Below are 21,182 nucleotides of genomic sequence, written 5' to 3'. Positions count from 1 at the left end.
AGTTTAAAACGTGTAACGGGCACCAATTGAGTAGCGTGGGCCGTACTGATTAGCAAATAAAAACTGCTCTTCGTAACGGCCGTAGCCTTCTTCGGTGGCATTATTTAAGTTTATGCCATCAAAAAATACGGTTACGTTTTCGTTTACATCGTAGTTAACGCTCATATCCCATTGGCCGTAGGCTTTAGCATATTGCGGTGGTGCATCGGCTGAGCCTTGTGCTTGTCCAACACCAATTAAGTACGAGTCGCGCCATGCGTAAGTAATTTTAACCGATAGGCCGTCTTTTTCGTAAAAGCCTTGAAAGTTAGCAGAGTCACTTAAACCTGTAAGCGGAGCTTGTTGGTCTAGGCTTTCGCTATCAAATTCTACATCGCCATCTACAAACGTGGCGTTAACACCTACACCAAAACCAGTTTCGCCAATTAAGTGCTGAACAGCCACTTCAAAACCATCTACCGATTTGCTGTCGGTGTTTTGTGGTTGGCTTATGTTCCATACCATAAGTGGGTCATCGCTATTTGGCTCAATGATGCCATTCGCATTGCCATAACCATTGCTAATCATTTGCGCAAAAATAGCATCGGTGGTTGCTTGCTCGCCGCGCGATTCAATATCGCTAACTGCTTGTAAGTAACGCGGGCCGTTTAAAATGTCGTATAGGCCTTCAATCGTGGTTTGCGTAATGGTAGTTTGAATAAAGTTATCTACGTCTTTTTTAAAGTAACCAACAGAGGCGTAGCTGCCTTCTGCGTAGTAATACTCTAATGATAAGTCGAGATTGGTTGATTCAAACGGCAATAAATTTGTATTACCTTGGCTACCCGTGCGCGAGCCAGGTTTTGGGCTGCCTGTTAAACTACGGCCACCGGCTAAATCACCCAGTGGTGCACGCGACATAGTTTTACCCCATGAAACACGGGCTACAACGTCTTCGGTTAAATCAACACTTACATCGATTGACGGTAATAATATGTCGTAATCGCCTTGCTGCTCTAAGAAGTTATCATCGCCGCCGGCTGCATATTGCATTATCCACTCTGAGGCGCTGATCCAGTTTACTTGTTCTTCAACACGTTGGCGTACTGTGCTGGTTACATCTGTTTGCTCGTAGCGCAGGCCTGCGTTTACTTTTACGTAGTAATCGCTTACATCAAACTCCCAGCTTGATTGAATATAAAAGCTGTTTGTAATTTCTTCTACGTAGCTTTCGCTATCAATACCATCCATGTAAGCATTGGCTGCGTATGCATCACCACCGGTTACATCAGAAGTTAGGTAAGCCATTTGGCGAGCCACTGCTTCGTCAAAATCGTAGGTGTAGTAGTAACCTGGTTGTAAGTTGCTGCCGCCACCATCAAATTGATCTAAAAGGCCCGACGTATCGTGGCGAGTAAACATGCTATCTGGGAATATTTCTGTGTACGATGGGTTAAAACCAGGGCCACCCACTAAGCCACTCCATGCAGTGTAACCACCGGTGTTTTGCTCAGTGCGCGATGCACCAAATTTTACTTTAACTAGGCCAATATCAAAGTTTTCGTTATACCAAGTGGTATGTAATTGTAATTGCTCAATGTTTGATTCACCCGGCGAGTGCGTAAACTGGCTAAAGTTAGAGTCAATTTCGCCTGGCGTTAATTCGCTTGTGCCGTTTAACCAGTTAACTTGAGCACTTGGGATTTCGCTTGTGCGGTAATCGTAAATTTTGTTTGCTAGCTGATCAGAGCCTAAAATCACTTGGCCAGTACTGCCTAGCCCATCATCGGCGCCGTTATCGGTTTCATTTTTAGAGTCATGGTAATCAAGCTCTACGTGCCACGTGTCGTTAATTTCCCACTCTAGGTTTAAACCAATAGAGCGTGCTTTTACTTCTGTGGTGCCTTTGTTGGCTGTAAACGAGGCATCGTTTCCGCTAATATCGGCATAAACAGCGGTGCCGTTTTCATCAAGCTCGTAGCCATTAATATTGCTACCAAAGTCGTTCCAGATACCCCAACCAATACTTTCAGAGCCCGTAACCGCTTTACTTGCTGTGTAATCTAAGGTGGCTACAAAGCCATCAACCGGTTCAAATTGAAAAGTAACTTGGCCGTTAGTACGTTCACGCTCTACATCTTCAATAGAGTAGTTCATGTCTTTAGGGAAGTAGTAGTTACCTGATGGGTCAGTACGGTTATCAACAACATTACTGCTATCTAATTCAGGTAAATCAACATTGGCTTGCCAACCTTGAATATTGGCGCGTTGTTTTTGAAAGTCGCGTTCTTGGTGCGAAAACGAAAAACCAAAACCAAATCTGTCATCTGCAAATGTGTTGCTATAAACAGCAGAAAGCTCTGGGGTTACATCATCACCGGCTTCGTTTGATGAGTCATGATTTGCTTTAACCGTGGCTGAAAAATTTTGACCAGGCTTTTGAAAAGGGCGCGCAGTAGAAATGTTTACCGTAGCACCTAAACCACCGCTTGGTACATCGGCGCGCGCTGTTTTAAATACTTCTAGCGCACTTACGCCCTCTGAGGCAATGTTTTCAAGATTGTACGAACGCGTATAACCTGTGCCTGGCATTTGGCGGCCGTTTAACGTAATTAAGTTAAACTCTGGGCCAAAACCACGTACGGTAATTTGGCTACCTTCACCGTTTGCACGGCTCACCGATACACCGGTAATGCGCTGTAATGATTCTGCTAAATTGGTATCTGGAAATTTCCCCATTTCTTCTGCTGAAATGGCATCTACTACGCCCGATGAATCACGTTTCATATCCATAGAACGAATAAGTGAACCACGAATACCTTTTACTTCAATAACTTCTACATCAGGAGATGCTGCAGTGTCTGCCTCGGCAGCAATGGCCGTATTTAACGTGCTTGCAGCAATGATAAGAGACACAGAAGCCGCAAGTTGGCTCTTTTTAAAATTGAATGTGTTCATAATAGCTCTGCTTTATAAAATGTTGTTGTGTAGCAATAGGCGCCATGCGCCTATTGTAGTGTGTTTTTATGGATTCGCGATAATCACGTTATCTATGCGGTATAGTGCGCCGTTGCCCATATCCCACGTAGGAAATACCATGAGCACGTTTATAGCGCTAATATCTAAGCCCGCATCAAATAGTTGCCCAATAGGGAAGGTATATGTTTGCCACTCACCTGTAACAGGTGTTTGCCCTTCATTGCTTTGCGTTAATGCCAGCTCTACTGCGCTTGAAGCGCCAATTGATTCAATTTTAAATAACCATTGTGCATCCACGTTTGAGGGTGCTGTTATTACTTTTAAATCAAACTGTACAACGCCATTTTCTAACAGGGCTGATGCATCAAACGATACGTCTTCATCGGCTAAAAAGCCCATTACAGTAGGTGTTGCACCAATGCTAAACTGAGCCACTGCGCCGTGCTGATCATCGTCGGTTTCTGTAGTAGGTGTTGAACCACCACAGCAATCCCATATGCTCCACTGATCGGCGACTGTATCTGTAAATACGTTTAGCTCACCAGAGGCAACGGGCGCTGCATTAGGGTTGTAAATTTTAACGTTATCTACACGGTAAACCGCGCCTTCACCTGCGCCCCATGCCGGAAAAATCATAAGTACATCAATTGCACTTACATCAAGGCCTGCACCTGCGAGATCTGATAACTTAAATGTATAAGTTTGCCACTCGCCAGTCACTGGCGCTACACCTTCAACACTTTGCGTTAGTTCAAGTTCTGCAAATGAAGTTGCACCATTTGCCTCTACTTTAAATAACCACGCAGTTGACGGGTCGCTAGGAGTAGACGTTACTTTTAAGTCAAACTGTATAACGCCTTCATCTAAAATGCTGCTTGCATCAAATGACTCACCTGCACCACCTACTTCAACACGGCTGTTAAAGCCCATTACTGTAGGCTCTGCACCAATACTAAATTCAGCGGTTACACCGTGCGCTTCATCATCTACCACTTCGATAGGCGTTGAGCCACCACAACAATCCCACATTGGCCATGCTAGGTTTTGCTCATCTTCAAAAATAGTCAGCTCTGGTGATGCGCCTAGGTTGTCTTGTGTAATTTCAACGTCGTCAATTAAAAAGGTTGCGCCTTCGCCCGTGCCCCACTCAGGAAATACCATAAGTACGTCAATTGCGCTGATATCTAAATCTAAGTCAGCAAGGTCAGAAAGCAAAAACGTATAGGTTTGCCACTCACCTACTACAGGTGCTTGGCCTTCAACGCTACTTGTAAGCGGCATATCAGCATCGGTTGAGGCTTCTGTGCTTTCAAGTTTTACAAACCAAGGTGTGTCTGGCACGCTTGGTGCGCTGGTTACTTTCATTTTAAAGCGTACGTAGCCTTCTTCTAGCATAGGTGATGCATCAAAAGGCGTTGCAGCGCCGTTTTCGTCAGTAATAAATGCATCGCGGCTAATAAAACCAACCACTGTAGGCTCGCTGCCTATTGTAAATTCAACAACGTCGCCTTGCTCTTCATCACTTACAATTGCAGGTGTAGAGCCACCACAACAATCCCATGCTGGCCAGTTAGGGTTAAAGCTGTCGCCAAAAATAGTTAACGGTGTAGCAATACCTGTAGATGGCGGGCTAGGAATAGGCGCTTCGCCCTCTAGCAGGGCATCGTCTAGGCTATCGTAACCTGGGCGAATAGTTTCACACCCTTTGCCGGTATCTGGGTTTGATGCACATTGATAAACGCGTACGTAGTCAATTGCAAACGTTTGGCCGTTTTCAAATGCGCTGGCATCTATGCCTAGCTCATTTACGTTTTCAGGCCAGTCGCCGCCTACTGCTAAATTTAACAGTAAGTGAAAGTCTTTATCGTAAGGAGCGCTATCCCAATGAGTTTCTAGCTCGCCAGAACCTTGTTCAAAATACTCTGCAAACCAACCGCGATGTTTCAAACCTGCGGCTTCGCCTTTGGAATTATATAATACTTCTGATTGGCGCTGTGTGGCATATAGGTAGCCATCAACGTACCAGCGTATTTCACCTTCTTGCCACTCTACTGCGTAAGTATGAAAGTCATCTGCTGGGTTGCTATCTTCAGGAAATTTGTACTCTTGGCCTGTGTAGCTGTTATCTGGCCAAGCGCGGCCGTAATGCAATGTGCCATGAATGCTTGATTCAACACCGCCATCTTCGTCAGCGGTTTTTAGGTTTACTGATTCTAAAACATCAATTTCGCCTGAGCGTGGCCATGTACCGTATTCTTCATCGGTTGGTAGCATCCAAAACGCAGGCCAGCTGCCTTGCCCCGAAGGGAGCTTTGCACGCACTTCAAAGCGGCCATAAGTAAAGTCAGCATTGTAACGGGTATTTAAACGCGCAGAAGTGTAGGGCTTTTCAGCGCCTTCTGTCGCGGGTAGGGCAACAATGTTTAACACACCGTCTTGTATAAAGGCGTTTTCTTCGTTATCGGTGTAACATTGTTTTTCGTTGTTACCACCGCCATCGCAGTTTAATTCAAAGTTCCACTTATTAGTATCAATGGCTGAGTCTTCAAACTCGTCGCTCCATACTAGTTGCCAATCTGAAACTGGCTCAGAAGCGTCGATATTTTCAAAATTAGATGTTGTGGCTGAGTCGCCACCACAGCCAGCTAAAGACGCTAACGAAATAGCAGCCAGTAAGCGAGCAATGTGTGTTTTTTCAATGTTCATAGCTGAACCCCGGTTTCACAGATTGTTGTCAGAATGTGTGTTTAAACTTGTTAAAAAGAACCATATTTATTTTTGTAAGCGCTTACATTTACCATGTGTTTTTGTAAGCGCTTACAAATAATATTGCGCACTACGTAAATGGTCAACATATTTGTGTGTTTTATTTACATTTAGTTTACGGTAAGACCAGTTTACCAATTGGAGTTATTAACTAAATCGCTAATAAATTTAACAGCTTACATTATTTGTAATGTTGCATTTTTAATACATGTATTAATATTTTACTTAATTGGTAAATATTAAAGTGACCTGCAGCAATTACGTTTAGCGCTAATTGCGATGATTTACCCGTACTAGGCTAACTATATGGCGTGTAATTTTGCTTTTTTACAAAAAACGAAACTTAAAAAAGTGAAAGTGGTATAGCATTCAATAGGTTAGTAAACCCTTTAAAGCGCTTAGCTTGTAAAGGTTAAATTATAGGGGGTAAGGCTTTGGCGGGGTTTAATAAGGTAAATGTGTAAATTTAAATACGCATTTACCTCTTAATTTATTGTTTATTTTAATAGTATTGTAGCCACTTGAAATGGCAGCTTATTTACGTTTAAACGGCATAATTAGTAAGCCCCACAGCGAGGCGTTTTGCTGCGGGTTAGGGTATTCTTTTAAGCCTATATCTATGTCGTTATCGGCTTTTTGCGCTTCATTTTTGTAACTACCAAACAGTTTATCCCACCAAATAACGCTAAATCCATAGTTTGAATTGGTTTCGCTCACGCGCTGGCTATGATGAATACGGTGCAGTATTTGGGTCATTAATATGAGCCGAAGTGGTTTTTCTATTGCATTGGGTAAACGTATATTGGCGTGGTTAAACAGCGCTAATCCATTAAGTGCTATTTCAAATATTAATACTGCAATAGCAGGTACTCCTAAAGCGGTAACGGCAATCAATTTTATAAGTATGCTGAGCACAATTTCGATAGGGTGAAAACGCAAACCTGTGCTGGTATCTACATGGGCATCGGCGTGGTGAACACGGTGCAAGCGCCACAAAATAGGCACTTGATGAAAAAGCCGGTGCTGCCAATAAATAAGTATATCAAGCAGTAATATGCTTAAAATAATAGCAACACTACTTGGTGTGGCTATTTGATTAAATAAACCGATACCGTGCTCTTGGTTATAAAGCGCTACGGCAGTTAAGCCTATTGGTACACTTAAGCGAGCAATTACAGAGGCAGCAAACACCAGTCCAAAATTGGCCAACCACCGGGTGGTACTCTTTATCGGCGATTTGCGTGCGGGCATACGCGATTCTAGTAGCATCATAATAACCAAGATGCTAAAAAAGAACCCTAATCGCCACCAAATTTCATTACTCATTGGCTTGTGTAACCTCATCAGCTTCTTGGAGTTTTAACGTGTTATAACCACCATGTATACGTGTAAAAATAGTAATAGCGCACGCAGTGGCAAAAATACTCGCCATTAGGGCAAAGTGCTGCGGCCAAATACAAAAGGCAATAAACAGCGCGATGGTTTCTGTGCCTTCGGTTAAACCATTTAAATAGTAAAAACTTTTGTATTTAAACTGGGGTTTTTCGAGCTTAAATTTTTCGGCGGCTATGGCAAAGGCTAAAAAGCTTGAGCCAGTGCCTATAAAGGTGGCCAGTAATATGCTACCTGCAATGGCGTTTTGCTCGGGGTTTGCCAAAATAAAGCCAAGCGGAATTGCCGCATAGAATAAAAAGTCGAGAGTAATATCTAAAAAGCCGCCAGCGCTTGAACTTAAATTTGCAAGGCGTGCTAATGCACCATCTAGCCCATCTAAAATACGATTTAAAGCAATAGCCGTTAACGCTGCGTACCACATTTCATACGCAATTAATGGCACAGCTAATAGGCCTATTAAAAAGCCTGCCACAGTAAGTTGATCGGGCGTTATGCCGCGCTTGTGCATTAACGCTACAACGGGGGTTAACAGTGGCTTTATTACTGGGGTGATGTATTTGTCTAACATGCTTGGTGCCTTGTACTTTTTGTGCGTTTATTTGGCTAAATTTAAGGTGATCAGTTTGCCGTTTGCGGCCTCTGCATCGCTATGATCGTGGGTTACCATAATAGCGGGCAGTTTATGCTCACGTATTTGGCTAAATACCAGCTCGCGGGTATCTACTCTTAATTGGGTGTCGAGCTTGCTAAAGGGCTCATCAAGTAAAATAGCTTTTGGCTCGCTCAATAGCATACGCAATAAAGCAACGCGGGCTTGTTGCCCACCAGAGAGGTTGTCGGGGTGGCGATTAGCCATGCCTTTTAATCCAACTAGTTCAAGGGCGTGCTCTATTTTTTCAAGGCGCTGTTTTTTATTGCCTTTAGGCATAGCAAAGGCAATGTTACCGCTTACCGATAAATGCGAAAATAATAACGCATCTTGATAAAGCACGCCTATGTGGCGTAAATGTGCGGGTAAGTTATTAATATTTTCGCCGTTAAGCCACACTTCGCCATTTGCGCTAAAACCACTGGGTAATGTGCCGGTAAGCCAATTTAATAAACTTGATTTACCACTGCCTGATGGCCCCATAACAGTGAGTATTTCGCCGCCTTTTACCTGCTCGTTTAAGCTAAGTAATTGTTGGTTTTGACGATAAAGCTCACAATTTTTAATCTCTAAAGATGACTGCATTAAAAACCTTTTAATTTATGGGTTAGCGATGGGCGCTTTTAAAAAAGTACTTAGGTAACACCCACGCCAGTATAAAGCCAATGAGTGGCAATGCCATTTGCATAATGGCATACACCGCACTGGTGCGCCTACTTGCGCCATTAGCAAGGGTAACCGCTTCGGTTGTTATGGTTGCTATGCGCCCGCCACCGGCTAAAAGTGTAGGTAAATATTGGCCAAAGCTAATGGCTAAACCAAGTGCCGCCGCAATTAAAATAGGAGCAAATAACTGGGGTAATTTCACTTGTAAAAATACTTTGCAGGGCGTTGCGCCAAGGCTTGCTGCTACATTAGCAAAGCGAGGGTCTAAGCGCCTATAACTGCTCGAAAGTGATAAAAACACATACGGTAGTACAAACAATAAATGGGTAAATACCACATTAAAAAACGCGGCCTGGTTATTTACTAGTTGTTGCAGCCACACTAGGCCAAATAAAAACGCAATACTTGGTACAAGCAGCGGTAAATAAATAATTAAGCTGGTAAAGCGCGACATGGGTTTGGCACTTAATTGCTCTGACTCTAAGCACAAAAGCGTAATAATAATGGCAAATAACGTAGTAACTAACCCTATAGCAAGGGTATTAAAAAGCGGGTTTTGCATTTGCATTAGCGCACTTTTAAAGTGAAGTAGCGTGAGCTGCTCGGGCAGTGCCGCCGGAAAACGCCAAAATCCGGCAACCGACCACATAATTAAGCCAATTAACGAGAGCAAAATAAAGCCAATCACAAATACTGTTAATACGGTTGTTATTTTTTGCCAATAAACGCCGCCATATTCTCGCTCGCCATTGGTGAGTAAATTACTAAATAATGCTTTTATCGCTTTTTCGCCGCCAAGCCAAAGTGCTAGCAAACCGCCAGTAAGGACAAGCTGTAATAGTGCCCCCGCAGAGGCTTTAATACGCAGGTTTAAATCTACATCGTTGAACCAGTGCATTATAGCAACAGCAAGCGTTGGCGGGGTATTTGGCCCCAGAATAAGTGGCATTTCTACACTTGCACTGGCATAAGCCAATACGGCTAAAATGGGTAGGCGCAGTAATGAGTAAAGGCTTGGTAATACTACTTTAAAAAAAGCAGTCATAGGGCAGTAGCCTAAATTAAGCGCTACTTTATGTTGCTGGCGCAGCTTTTTGCCAAGCTCAGGTTGGGCAAGCACACCTAGCGCCATTAACAGTAAAAAAGGCAGCTCTTTAAGCGTTAAGCCTAAAATTATACTAATTCCAAACGCGTCATGCGGAAACATGCCGTTAGGCGCAAGTTCCCATCCACTAAACCAAGGCGATACTAAACGCGAGATCATTCCCGAAGGCGCAATTAAAAAACCAACCGCAATAGCCGCTGCCGCGTGGGGAATTACCAGTATCGGGCTCAATAAACGCTGAATACGGTTAAGCCACGGGCTATTAAAAAATGCCGCTAAAATCATTAATGTAATGGTAAAGGCTAGTAAGGTACTTATTAATCCGCTGCCAACACTAAGCATAACCATGTGTGTTAGGCCGGGTGTTTGCATGAGCATAGTAAAGCCATGTAGGCCAAGTGTAGTATGCTCAAGTACCGGCGCATAACCAAAAGCGGGCAATAGCACGCTAATTAAGCCGCCTATTACAGGTAAAATAAGCAATGCCAGTAAAAAGCGTGGACTTAATGTAACTAATTTACTAAACATATCGGCGCTTTTATGTGGTTTAAGCGTTGGGCTTGCTGCTAACTTATTTGAAACAACACTCATTGGCTTACTCCAAAACGTGTTTGCCACCCTTGCACAATAGCGTTTACCCAGCTTGGGTGTGGCTCACTTAGCGTGCGTTTAATACTATTCAAAGGCAGGGCACTTGGATGCGGTTGCGTTGTTTTAAATAAAGCTTGTTGCTGTGGAGCTAGCGTTGATTGAATAAGTACGCTTTTATCGCCCCATATAGACGCTTTTTGTTTTTGAGCTTGCGCCTCTGGACTTAATAAAAAATTAGCCACTAACTGCGCACTTTGTGCATGGCTTGCATTATAAGGTATGGCTACAAAGTGGGTGTTACTTAAACTGCCATCTTGCATGGCATAACTGCGAATGCTTTTTGGTAAATCATAGCGTTTAACGGCTGCGGGCACTTCGGGTGCTGAAAACGTAAACGCTATGCTTAGCTCGGTGTCGCCGATTAAACGGCGCATTTGTGCACCACTTTGCATAAAGTGGCTGCCATCGCGCCAAAGTGTTGGGTGCAGTTTATTTAAAAAGTCCCATAATGGGTTTAATACTTGGGCTGTGTTTTGTGCAGTAGCTGGCTGATTTAACTGCGCTTTAAGTATGTCATCACTTTGCTGATGTAGCATAACAAGCGCGTATTTTAAAAAGCTCATGCCTAAAAAATCAGGTGGCTTTGGGTAGCTAAAGCGCCCTGGATTTTGTGCGCTCCAGCTAAGTAATTGGTTTAGGGTTGTTGGTAGTGTGTTATTTGCAGTGCCGTCAATTGCTAAACTGTCGTAGTAAAAGGTGAGCGATGCTTGGCCCCAAGGTGCTTCCATCCCGTTGGTGGGTATTCCAAAATCAAAATTAACAGCGGGGTTATTGCTAGGGTCGGTGTAGCTAAAATTAGGCAGCTTATTAGCCCATTGTTTAAGTAATAATGAGTGCTCGCTCATGGTGGCAAAGTTAGCACCGTTTATCCAAATTAAATCTACGCTGCCTTTAACGTTATTGTTTGCTGATTTTTCGGCAAGTACCCGGCTAACGGCTTCGCTGGTATCACTGAGTTTTACATGTACTAAGTTAATGTTGTATTTGGCTTTTACTTGCTGCGCAGCCCATTGAATATATGCATTTATTTGCGCATCGCCGCCCCACGCATAAAAATATACGCTTTGGTTTTTACCTAAGCTTTCTATTTGTTGCCAACGGCTTTGTAATTGTGTACTTGCTAGGCTTTTAAAGCTAATAACAAGGCAAATGCAAAACGCGACACAGCAAAAGCTGTATCGCGATAATGTTTGCCAACATTTATTGGCGAGCATTTAAATCCCAGTTGTAGTCTAAAAACTTAACTTTCATGTTGTTATTTTTAAGCGCTTTTTGCTGAGCGGGCACCAGTTTTAGTGCTTTAGGGTATTGCAAAAAAAACTGCTGCAGCGTGTTGGCGCCTTTAAAACCTTGTTCAAAATCCTCGCCGTACCACTTAAATATTGAAGATACACTTAGCGTGTTATCTTGCGCTATATTGCGGGTTGTATCTGATAAAAAACGCACCGTTTGCGCTTGCAATTGTGCTTCTAATGTATCAGCAGTATACGCTTCTTCACGTAGGGCTGGGCAGCCAATACTTGCGCAATTTACAGCAAAGTGAATACGTGGGTCGTTGTATTTACCACTGCCACGTATTAAACCATGCTCTATATCATCAAGGCTGCGCGTTTTACCAAGTAATGGCACAAACTCTTTGCTCCATGGTGAGCTAAAAAAGCTGCCTAAATCTTTAATTGATTTAAGGTTTGGGTATTTTGTTAATATTAGCTCAACAGTAAAGGCGTTATATGCGTTGATTAAAAACGCCAGCTGCTTTGGTTTTTCCCATGTATCAAACTCATTTTGCGTAACAGCCGATAGCGAATCTAAATAGGTTTTAAGTTCACTGTGCTTAGCTTTAATTGCTGCATAATCAACCTCTGTGCTGTGGCCATGATTAATAGCTACAACATGGTTGTTTAATAATGCGTTCCAGCTCTCGTGCATGTTTTGAGCTTGGGCCGAAAATGACGTTGCAAACGGTGTTGCAAGCAAAGCACTACCTAACAAGAGCGCTTTTAAAGGTGTTTTAAACATATTAGCCTCTGCGCCATGTGTGGTATTTTTCAAGCATGTTAAGTACTTTTTCAGGTGCGTGAGCGCGTTTCCACTCGCCTGCTGCGTACTTGTTACCTTCAGCCCAAGTAGGGTAGCTGTGAATTGTGCCTAGTATTTTGTTAAGGCCTAAACCGTGTTTCATTGCCAGTACAAACTCAGCAATTAAATCGCCAGCGTGCTCAGACACCACAGTAACACCGAGTATTTTGTCTTTGCCTTTTGGTGTAATTACTTTAATAAAGCCTTTGGTGGCGCTGTCGGTAATGGCGCGGTCTAGCTCTTCAAATTCAAAGCGAGTGATTTCATAGTCAATGCCTTTATCAATAGCGTCTTGCTCGTTTAAGCCAACACGTGCTACTTCTGGGTCAATAAACGTAGTCCACGGAATAACACGGTAATCTACTTTAAACTTTTTAAGATTACCAAATAAGCCATTTACCGCTGCGTACCAGCCCTGATGAGCGGCTACGTGCGTAAACTGATACGGACCTACAATATCGCCAGCGGCAAAAATGTTAGGGTAAAGCGTTTCTAGGTATTCGTTAGTGACTACAGTACGATTAGTTTCAATACCGAGTTCTTCAAGGCCGTAACCTTTAAGGCGAGCGCTTCGGCCCACAGCACATAGTAGTTCATCGTATTCAATATCGATTTCGGTATCGTTATGTTTTACCACAATGAATTTTTTACCGTCGCGGGCTTCACAGCGCAGTGCTTGATGCGAGGTTAAAATGTTTACGCCGCTTTCAATAAGCGCTTCGTGGGCAAAGGTAGACACCTCTAAGTCTTCTTTGATCATAATACGCTCTGCCATTTCAATTTGCGTAACATTTGAGCCTAAGCGTGCAAAACTTTGTGCAAGTTCGCTACCAATTGGGCCGCCGCCAAGTACAACAAGCTTTTTAGGGGCTTCTTCAAGTTCAGCAAATTTAGTCCATAAAGTATCGCTTGTTACATAGCCTGTTTCTTCAATTCCAGGAAGTGGCGGTACAAATGGGCGTGCGCCTGTGGCAATAACAATCGTGCGAGCCGTTAACGTTTGCGTGCCACCGTCGTTAAGCTTAATTTCTACAGTCCACGGGTCTAATAATTTACCGTAGCCTTTAACTACATCTACCCCTAGGTTTGTGTAGCGCTCAACGCTGTCGTGTGGGGCTACGTCGGCAATTACTTGGTGTACACGTGCCATTACTTTTTTAAACGAAAACTGCGGTGTCGCGTTTTCAAGGCCGTAGTGTTCGCCATGGCGAATTTGCTCAGCAATTTTAGCGCTTTTAATAATGGCTTTACTTGGCACACACCCGTAGTTTAAACAATCGCCGCCCATTTCGCCGGCTTCAATTAGGGTTACTTTGGCTTTAACTGCTGCTGCAATGTAGCTTGTCACTAAGCCGCCAGCACCTGCGCCAATAACAATCATGTTACGGTCAAACTTTTTAGGTTTAGTGTAATTTTTGTATACGCGACGTTTTTTAAACACGTTTAAGATTCCTTTAGCAATAAAAGGGAACACACCCAATAAAGCGAACGATAAAATAAGATCGAGTGATAAAATGCCTGATAAGCTCTCAATTTGCGCAAGTTGCGTACCTGCGTTTACAAATACAAATGTACCCGTCAGCATGCCTATTTGGCTTACCCAGTAAAAGGTCCATGCTTTAATGGCGGTAACACCCATCAATAAGTTAATTAAAAAGAACGGAAATACGGGTACTAATCTAAGCGTAAATAAGTAAAAGCCACCTTCTTTTTCAACGCCTGCGTCAATAGCGTCTAAGCGCTCAGGAAAACGTTGTTTAATTGTATCGCGCAATAAGTAACGCGATACTAAAAAGGCAAGAGTAGCACCTACCGTAGAGGCAAAAGAGGCTACTAGTAAGCCTTCAACTAAGCCAAATAACGCACCTGCAGCCAGTGTTAATATAGCCGCCCCCGGTAATGAGAGAGCCGTTACCACTACGTATAATAAAAAGAAGCCACCAAAAACCAATAATGGCGATTGCTCTTTATATTGGCTAAATTGATCCATCGAGCCTTTTAAGCCTTCAAGCGTAAGTAACTGGTGTAAATTAAAGTGAAAGAACAAGCCTATAGCCGCTGCTGCAATCAATACCAAAAATAGTTTTTTAATCATGTTCTCTCAACCGCTCTTAAAAATTATGGGTTAGTGTTAATTTTGCGTTTATTGGCAGTTCAGGGAATGCCAATGTTGCACCAAAGTAACCCCCTTCAAATACTGGGCGCCAGTTTTTTTGATTAGTGACATTGTTTACATCTAATCGCAACTTAGTGCTAGGCGTAAATGCGTAGCTAGTATTAACGTTTAGCGTGTATTGATCACGAATTTTAACTGTTGCTAAAAAGTCTAATGGGTAACTCTTTGTATATAGACCTGAAAAACCCATTTGCCATTTCGAATTAATTGAATAATTTCCATTAAAACTGAACGACTGCTCAGGAATGCCCTGAACTTGGCGGTTTGAAGGTGCAAACGCGGTAAAACTTGGTGCGCCAACGCCGGTACCGGCAATAATATCTGGGCGTGAATTGTCAAACGCATCGATTACTTGAGCAGAATCTTGACTGCTTGCAGAGTTGTCGTAGCGAGCATCAATATAGCTGTAGCCCGCACTTAGCCAATAAGGGTAGGCATCGTAAAATACTTGGCTTTCAAAACCTGTAGTACGAATACCTGTATTGCTGCCGTCGCGATTACGTAAACTACGGCGCTGGCTAAATACCGCGCCATCAGCGTACCAGTCGCTGTCGGTTGGGGCGTACTTTAAGCCAAACTCAACTAAGGTGTTTTCGGTTGCAAAACTTTGTGCGCTAATTGTGTTATCGCCGCCAAGCGATGTACCGCCCGCCATACTGTTTGATGTTGCTTCGTTATAACTTGCTGCACCATAGGTGGTGTAATCACTATTTAATTTGTAATTAAAGCTAACTTGGCCAGAATGCAGGGTTTCATTAATGCTGTCGCTTGCGGCCACTTGACCTTGTGGTGCAATAGGGTCGTTTGCTTCTACATCGTAAAAGTCAACGCGGTAACCCACACTAGTATGAAGCTTATCACCCCAATCTGAGTCTTGCTGGATAGCAAACCCCGTTTGCCATGAGCGTGAGTCGGTGGTGTCTGATAGGTTAAAGTCGCCGCTGCCATCGTTATCTAAATCGTATTGGCCGCCAGGTGATACAAATACACCTGGGCTTAGCTCTACTAAACGTGCTTTTTGTGCATCGGTTAAGGGAATGCGGCGGTTTGAAAGTGGGCCAGTTAAATCAATAGGTAAATCGGCTTCGGTAGTAAATTGGCTGTAGCCAAGTACTTTGTTGTAGCGTACGTCAAAAGCAAAAATTGTTTGTTGGTCGCTATTCCAACGGTAGGTAAGCTCAGTGCGGTTTTGCGCTGTATCGGCGCCGTCTATAATTTCTACGAAGCTGTTTTGGGCTATTTCTTCACGCTGTAAATGCTGAAAATACGTGATGTTTTTAAGTGAGGCATTAGCACTTAGCTCGCGCTTATAAATACTGTGAATTAAATAAGTGGTTGCTTCGTTTTGGTTATCAGGGTCGGTAAGTACGGTGCTACGATCTATTTTTACTTGCCCAGTAGGCGATACAATTGAACCCGCTGCTGGTACGGTACTGCCATTTGCTTGCACGCCTTGGCCGGTAATATAAAGGCCATCATCAATTAAGGCTTGGATAGGGCGGTTAATACCGGCGTTATCGGTAAATTCAACTTGGTATAGCTCAAAGTTAATATCCCAACTGCTTTTATCATCGGGCAATATGCGTAGTGCTGCAAATAAACTGTCGCTTTTAGTGCCTGAGTAATCGTAGTAGCTGCCTTCATCAAGGTGCTCGTAACTTACTCTAAGGCCCACTTTATCTTTTATAATGGGGGCAGTGTAATCTACCTGGGCACTGTACTGATCCCATCGCCCGGCTGAGAGTTTAACTTTACCTTTACTTTCATCTGTAGAGGCAGCTTTAGAGTGTAAATTTACAAAACCACCGTTACGTTGGCTTGAACCAAATAAAACAGGTGGTGCACCTTTTACTACGTCTATTTGTTCTACAGAATTGAACGATAACGGCACGCCAAAGCCATTATTACCTGCTTGGCGGCGTGTACCATCTTGAAAAAGCTCACCCAGTTGGCCACGAATAGTAGGTAAACTTGGCGCACCAAAGCCACTTGCAGAGTAAGTGTTTGGGCTCACGGCTAGTACGTCTTGTAGGGTAGTAATATTTAGTTGCTCTATTAACTCGCTTGAAATAGGCGTTACTGAGCGTGCTATGTCTTGCAGTGCAAGGTTGTCGCCGAAGGGGCCGTTAATAGTGGCATCTTTTACAGAAAGCCCTTGAGATTTAATCGTTTGGCCTGCTACTTCAATACGTTCAATTGAGTCGGTATTAGCTGCAGATTGTGCCGCATGAGCATAAAAATTAGGTGTGAGTGAAGCGGCTATAAAAAGTGCCAAATATGAATGTTTCAAAAGGGTTCTCATTTTGGTTAGTGTGAATGTGGCAATAAAGACCTGCAGCTTTGTGAATAACTTTCAGTAAATATTAATTCTTTTTGTTTTTTAGAATGAAACGTTAAAAGTTTAGCACATTGCTCAAAAGCGTTATTCAGTTTTAGGCACTATGTTTTTGTTTTACAAATACTGTAGTTAGTTATTGCCATAATAGGTCTTAATTTATAAATAGCGGTTTTATACGCAAACAAACCAAAAGCAGGGCACAGAATTTATTAAAAAATTATACATTAAGATGAAATAAAATATGTGTTGAGCGGTCTTGCTAGTTTCAACATTAAATTATTTAGTTTTAAGGAAATTTTATGACTGGTACAACAGGTACTGACTTTCAAAATCGTTTGCAGTGGTCGCTTTTTTCGCTACGCCTAGGCGTATTTATTGTAATGATTATGTGGACGTTTGATAAGTTTGTTAACCCTAGGCATAGCGCACGAATTTTTGAGCATTTTTATGGTATTAGCGGCTCTACAGATGTGGTTGCTTATGTACTGGGGGCGTTACAGCTTATTTTAGTGTTGGCTTTTTTAGTGGGTATTAAAAAGCGCCTTACTTATGGCGTTATATTTGTAATGCACGGCCTATCAACGCTTTCATCTTATAATCAGTATATTGATGGCTTTAATAACTTATTGTTTTTTACAGCGTGGCCAATGTGGGCAGCGTGTTTTGCACTTTATGTGTTACGCGAGCAAGACGTTAAATTTACCATTAAGTAGCGCAGCAAAAAAAATGGTTATAAGCCATACGGCTTATAACCAATAAGTACACAAGGGAGTGTATGGAAGTCGGTTTAATTAATAACTAATGCATGGCATCGTTGTACTGTTTAGCTAGGCTTTCTTTTTGCCCTTCGGTTAGGGCTTTACCCGCTAATTGAAATACTTCATGTTCTTCTTCGCTTAAATGATGATGCACTAAATGGTGCAATTTTTTAGCAGCAACTAACCATGCCGATGAGCTCATTTCGGTGTCTTCAAGTTGTTCAATTAATTCGTCAATTTCATGGTGTTCTGCAACACTGTGGCGTGCTTTTTCGTGCGTTAAATCGTCAAACATAAGTGGGTTATAAAAATAACGCTCTTCAAATTTTGCGTGATCTTCTAATTCGGTCTTTAGCTCGTCCATTAGCTTGTGGCGCTGCTGCGTATCGCCGTGCGTTTGAATAAGGGCATCTACTAACTCGCGTTGTTTATCGTGGTCGTGACGTAGCGCTTCAAAAATATTCATAACTCTTTCCTTGCTGTAATTGCTTTATAGACTTTTAAAAGCAAGCGCAGTGCCAGATTTTAATATGTTGATATAGTTGACTTTAATGTACTTTTGGCTGGTTTGGATGGCGTTGCTCTGTAACTTTTACACACAAACAGCTGCAATTTTTTCAGATTAAAAGAGGTGATTGCTTTTGACGCTACATAAGCTTACATATTTTTACTGGTTGGGTATTTTATTGAGGTGGTAAAGTAGCGCATTATTTGGGTACAAGCTGTACATACTTGCCTTACCTATATTCTTATAAAACTTTAGATATTAAGATAGTTTAAGGATGAACTTAAAAAGCCCCACTATAGCATTATTACTGTGCGCGTTATTAAGTGCATGTAGTACAGCCGAGCATTCTGAACGACGTGTATGCATACAAGAGGCAGAAATGACTGAGCTAAATGGCGCTAAAATAAGCTCAAAGGTTTACAATGAATGTGTAAGCGCTCAAATAAAAAAGGATGCTAAAGGCGACACTGTTTTTGATGAAGTTGGTGTGTTTTTATTGATCTACTTGTTTTAATAGCCGACTAAGTAAGCAAACTTACAGCTATAATTTAAAGCACAAGGGTGCGTAAAATAGGATTGAATATGAAAGCGTTTTTAATTGTATTTTCATTGTGTATATTTTTAACTGGCTGTGCGGCAAAGCCTTATGCGGGCTCTGCACAATGTATGAAGCAAGCTGATATAGCTTATAAAACCAATATACATAAAAATGAGCCGCTAAATAATGAATGCAAAGCTGTAAAAGTAAATACGCCTAATAAAGAGTTTGAGAATCATAGTATTGTTGATAGAAGTCTTTTACAGCTAATTGTTAGTTTTTTAAACGGTATATTTAGATAATTAAAATACAATTAAATAAGGTATGTATGCAGGCAGAACTAAAAGCAAAAATTATAGCTGTATGCGATAAAAAAATAGCAGCCAAAGGCGAAAACGTAGGGCTTTCTTTTTACGCTTTTTTTGCAAATAAAAACGACAATCCAGAGCTGCTGATGCAAGCCGCTACGTGGTGGATACACATCCATAAGTTAGATCACTTTGAAAAAGCGATAAAAATAAAACAAATGATTATTGAAGGTGACTAATAACGTATATTTACGCGATTGCTATTTGGTTTCTGCCATTTTCTTTTGCTTTATAAAGTTGTTGGTCTGCACGTTTAATTAGCTCGCTGAGTGAGTCGCTTTTAGCATGACTTATTGCCACGCCAGCACTAAAGGTAACGTGCGTTTTACTTGGCAATGCCTCAATATGACTGCAGTACTGCGCTAACTTATTTTCAAGATTTTCAAAAAAGTTGTTTATTTTATCGCGATTTTGCGTTTTTAAAACAAATAGCCACTCTTCGCCGCCATAGCGCCCAAACTTATCGTTAGTACTTAGTGTGTCTTTTGCTGCTTGAGCAAATTTTATAAGTACTAAATCTCCTATATCGTGGCCAAATTTGTCGTTAATAGCTTTAAAGTAATCTAAATCAACGATGGCTATTGCTAGGCTCTGCTGGGATAAACACTCATTTGCTTTTTGCAAAATGCCACGTCGGTTTAAGCTGTTAGTTAGGTAGTCGGTTAATGCTATAGCATGGTATTTTTTACGTTGGCGCATTTGGCGGTAAAATAAAAACAGCGACACGATGACTAAAATAAAGGCAATTGAAGCACTTAAGCGCCAAATTATTTTTTGCTGGTGTTCTTCTGTTGCCTGCAGTTTGTTTATGTCTTTTTCGTATTCTAGCTGTAAAATTTTGTCTTCTTTTTCTTTTACTTCAAATTTAACTTGTAAGGTTTTTATATTGGTTTCGCTGGTGGCTTCGTAGTGTTTTATTGTATAAGCAAGCTCATCTTCAATAGCTTTAAATGCATCTTCGGTGAAGTTAAGCTGGCGCTTTAATTTATAGCGTTTGCTTAAAAAATCAGCCTTATAAATGCTGCGGCTAAATTTATCTAGGTTTAAAAATACTTCGTCGTTTACTTGGTTGGCTTTATTTAATAAATTTTGCTTTGTGTAGATGTCTGATAATAAAATCATTGATGCTAAATGCATGTCGTTAATGCCGGCAGAGCTTGCAAGTGCAATATTTTTGTTTGTAAGCATTAAAGCTGTATCGTAATTACCCTGCAGGTATTGAATATTTGCAATAGAATATTGAGCGAAGGCTAAACCTTTTTTCATATTAACTTTGCTAAAATAAGCCAGCGCTTTATTTAAGTATACAAGCGCGTTTTTAGGCTGACCGACCTCAAGTAATACGTTTCCTAAACTCCAATAAGCTTTTGCCGTAAATAGGCCGTCGTTTGTTTGCTCGTAGGCATCTACCGCTTTTTGGGCGTAATAAATGGCTTTTTCTTTATCATCTTTGTAGAGGTAGTTGTAAGCGTCGGCAATTTTTCTAAAAAAGTAGCCCTGCGAGGCTATGTCTTCTTCTTTTATAGCAAGCTCTAAACCTGTTAATGCCGCACTTAGCGTTTTTTTAAGTTCGTCGGTTTCGGTGTAGTAATAGGCTATAGCCCGAAAAACAATGATTTGTTCGTTTGGAGAAAGCTGTTTTAGCTGCGTTTGCAGTTGATTAGCAAGCGATTGCGCATTACTTAGCTCTTTGTTAATTGCGAAAAGCTTAAGCTGAGCCTCTAAAAATAGTAGGTGACTGTTTTTATGTGTTACAAGCTCAGTACTCTTTAAATACATTAGCAAATGGGTACTTAGCGCGGTGTATTGTTCTTGTCGAAAAAGTAGCTCTGAAAATAAGGCAGCCGCTTCAAGGTGCAACTGTTTATGCTTTGTATGTTTAGTGACATTATAAGCGTGGGTTAGTTGTTTTTGGTGTAAAAGGTAATCTAGCTTGTTGGCTTTAATATCACTAAGCAGGCTTTGGATTGATTTTATATCAGAGGAAGTTAGTGAAGAGCTACTGGCAAATGTAGCACTACTTGTTAGTAAAAATAACAGGAGCGCAAAAAAGCGAAACCACACCATATTGATTTTTATTATTATATTGTTCGTCATTTATTTTTTACTGAATCAACACCTAAAACGATATAACTAACTATAGCATTGCTTGTAAATAACAAGTTAATACTTTATTGGGTGAAGATCAGGGAATACACCACCACATTCCTTTGAAAACTGCACTTTC

General features: G+C 41.7%; 16 protein-coding genes. 4 read left to right on the top strand and 12 right to left on the bottom strand.

The genetic code is table 11. The features are described 5' to 3' along the window. Nucleotides 1–3: 3 nt before the first annotated feature. The 10 genes from MTF64_RS02765 to MTF64_RS02720 all read right to left on the bottom strand — a co-directional run bounded on the left by MTF64_RS02765 (nt 4) and on the right by MTF64_RS02720 (nt 16,735). Entirely contained in the window at nt 4–2,937 is a 2,934-nt protein-coding gene (locus MTF64_RS02765; protein WP_248450480.1) for a TonB-dependent receptor, read from the bottom strand. Nucleotides 2,938–3,003: 66 nt separating this feature from the next. Then, the gene (locus tag MTF64_RS02760) at nt 3,004–5,664 is read right to left on the bottom strand and encodes a glycoside hydrolase family 16 protein (RefSeq protein ID WP_248450478.1); all 2,661 of its coding nucleotides are present in this window, start codon (nt 5,662–5,664) and stop codon (nt 3,004–3,006) included. 594 nt (nt 5,665–6,258) lie between these two features. Beyond that, nucleotides 6,259–7,050: a sterol desaturase family protein gene (locus MTF64_RS02755; RefSeq protein WP_248450476.1), complete on the bottom strand. Its 792-nt coding sequence runs from the start codon at nt 7,048–7,050 to the stop codon at nt 6,259–6,261. Beyond that, nucleotides 7,043–7,687, bottom strand: coding sequence for a CDP-alcohol phosphatidyltransferase family protein (locus tag MTF64_RS02750; protein ID WP_248450474.1), 645 nt, complete (start codon nt 7,685–7,687; stop codon nt 7,043–7,045). The genes MTF64_RS02755 and MTF64_RS02750 overlap by 8 nt, the downstream gene beginning before the upstream one ends. 27 nt (nt 7,688–7,714) lie before the next feature. Beyond that, nucleotides 7,715–8,353 (bottom strand): ATP-binding cassette domain-containing protein, encoded by a 639-nt coding sequence (locus MTF64_RS02745; RefSeq protein ID WP_248450472.1) that lies wholly within the window; start codon nt 8,351–8,353, stop codon nt 7,715–7,717. A gap of 22 nt (nt 8,354–8,375) precedes the next feature. Then, on the bottom strand, nt 8,376–10,130 hold the full coding sequence (locus MTF64_RS02740) for an ABC transporter permease subunit (RefSeq protein ID WP_248450470.1): 1,755 nt from the start codon (nt 10,128–10,130) through the stop codon (nt 8,376–8,378). Further along, complete coding sequence (locus MTF64_RS02735; RefSeq protein ID WP_248450468.1) at nt 10,127–11,404, bottom strand: ABC transporter substrate-binding protein; 1,278 nt, start codon at nt 11,402–11,404, stop codon at nt 10,127–10,129. The genes MTF64_RS02740 and MTF64_RS02735 overlap by 4 nt, the downstream gene beginning before the upstream one ends. Beyond that, on the bottom strand, nt 11,391–12,209 hold the full coding sequence (locus MTF64_RS02730; RefSeq protein ID WP_248450466.1) for a DUF547 domain-containing protein: 819 nt from the start codon (nt 12,207–12,209) through the stop codon (nt 11,391–11,393). Before MTF64_RS02730 ends, MTF64_RS02735 begins: the two co-directional genes overlap by 14 nt. Nucleotide 12,210: 1 nt before the next feature. Beyond that, complete coding sequence (locus MTF64_RS02725; protein WP_248450464.1) at nt 12,211–14,364, bottom strand: bifunctional TVP38/TMEM64 family protein/FAD-dependent oxidoreductase; 2,154 nt, start codon at nt 14,362–14,364, stop codon at nt 12,211–12,213. 16 nt (nt 14,365–14,380) lie between these two features. Further along, a complete protein-coding gene (locus MTF64_RS02720; protein ID WP_248450462.1) occupies nt 14,381–16,735 on the bottom strand; it encodes a TonB-dependent receptor in 2,355 nt (784 codons plus the stop codon). Between the two features lie 347 nt (nt 16,736–17,082). On the opposite strand from MTF64_RS02720, the gene MTF64_RS02715 reads away from it, so the two are divergent. Further along, nucleotides 17,083–17,496 carry a hypothetical protein gene (locus MTF64_RS02715; protein WP_248450460.1) on the top strand — a complete coding sequence of 138 codons (414 nt, stop codon included), beginning with the start codon at nt 17,083–17,085 and terminating at the stop codon, nt 17,494–17,496. Nucleotides 17,497–17,581: 85 nt separating this feature from the next. Here MTF64_RS02715 and MTF64_RS02710 read toward each other — a convergent pair whose 3' ends face one another. Beyond that, complete coding sequence (locus MTF64_RS02710) at nt 17,582–18,007, bottom strand: hemerythrin domain-containing protein (RefSeq protein WP_004589589.1); 426 nt, start codon at nt 18,005–18,007, stop codon at nt 17,582–17,584. A 316-nt stretch (nt 18,008–18,323) separates the two neighbouring features. Between MTF64_RS02710 and MTF64_RS02705 the strand changes: the two genes are divergently transcribed. The 3 genes from MTF64_RS02705 (at nt 18,324) to MTF64_RS02695 (ending at nt 19,134) form a co-directional block, all read left to right on the top strand. Next, nucleotides 18,324–18,563, top strand: a complete 240-nt coding sequence (locus MTF64_RS02705) for a hypothetical protein (RefSeq protein WP_248450458.1) — start codon at nt 18,324–18,326, stop codon at nt 18,561–18,563. A gap of 68 nt (nt 18,564–18,631) precedes the next feature. Then, complete coding sequence (locus MTF64_RS02700; RefSeq protein ID WP_248450457.1) at nt 18,632–18,889, top strand: hypothetical protein; 258 nt, start codon at nt 18,632–18,634, stop codon at nt 18,887–18,889. 26 nt (nt 18,890–18,915) lie between these two features. Continuing rightward, nucleotides 18,916–19,134, top strand: coding sequence for a DUF6500 family protein (locus tag MTF64_RS02695; protein ID WP_248450455.1), 219 nt, complete (start codon nt 18,916–18,918; stop codon nt 19,132–19,134). A 10-nt stretch (nt 19,135–19,144) separates the two neighbouring features. On the opposite strand, the gene MTF64_RS02690 is transcribed toward MTF64_RS02695, so the two are convergent. Further along, complete coding sequence (locus MTF64_RS02690; protein WP_248450453.1) at nt 19,145–21,052, bottom strand: tetratricopeptide repeat-containing diguanylate cyclase; 1,908 nt, start codon at nt 21,050–21,052, stop codon at nt 19,145–19,147. Nucleotides 21,053–21,182 lie beyond the last annotated feature (130 nt).

Origin of the sequence: Pseudoalteromonas sp. 2CM41L (assembly GCF_023161905.1) — a bacterium.
Lineage (GTDB): Bacteria > Pseudomonadota > Gammaproteobacteria > Enterobacterales > Alteromonadaceae > Pseudoalteromonas > Pseudoalteromonas atlantica.
This window is presented reverse-complemented; position numbering and strand designations above follow the sequence as displayed.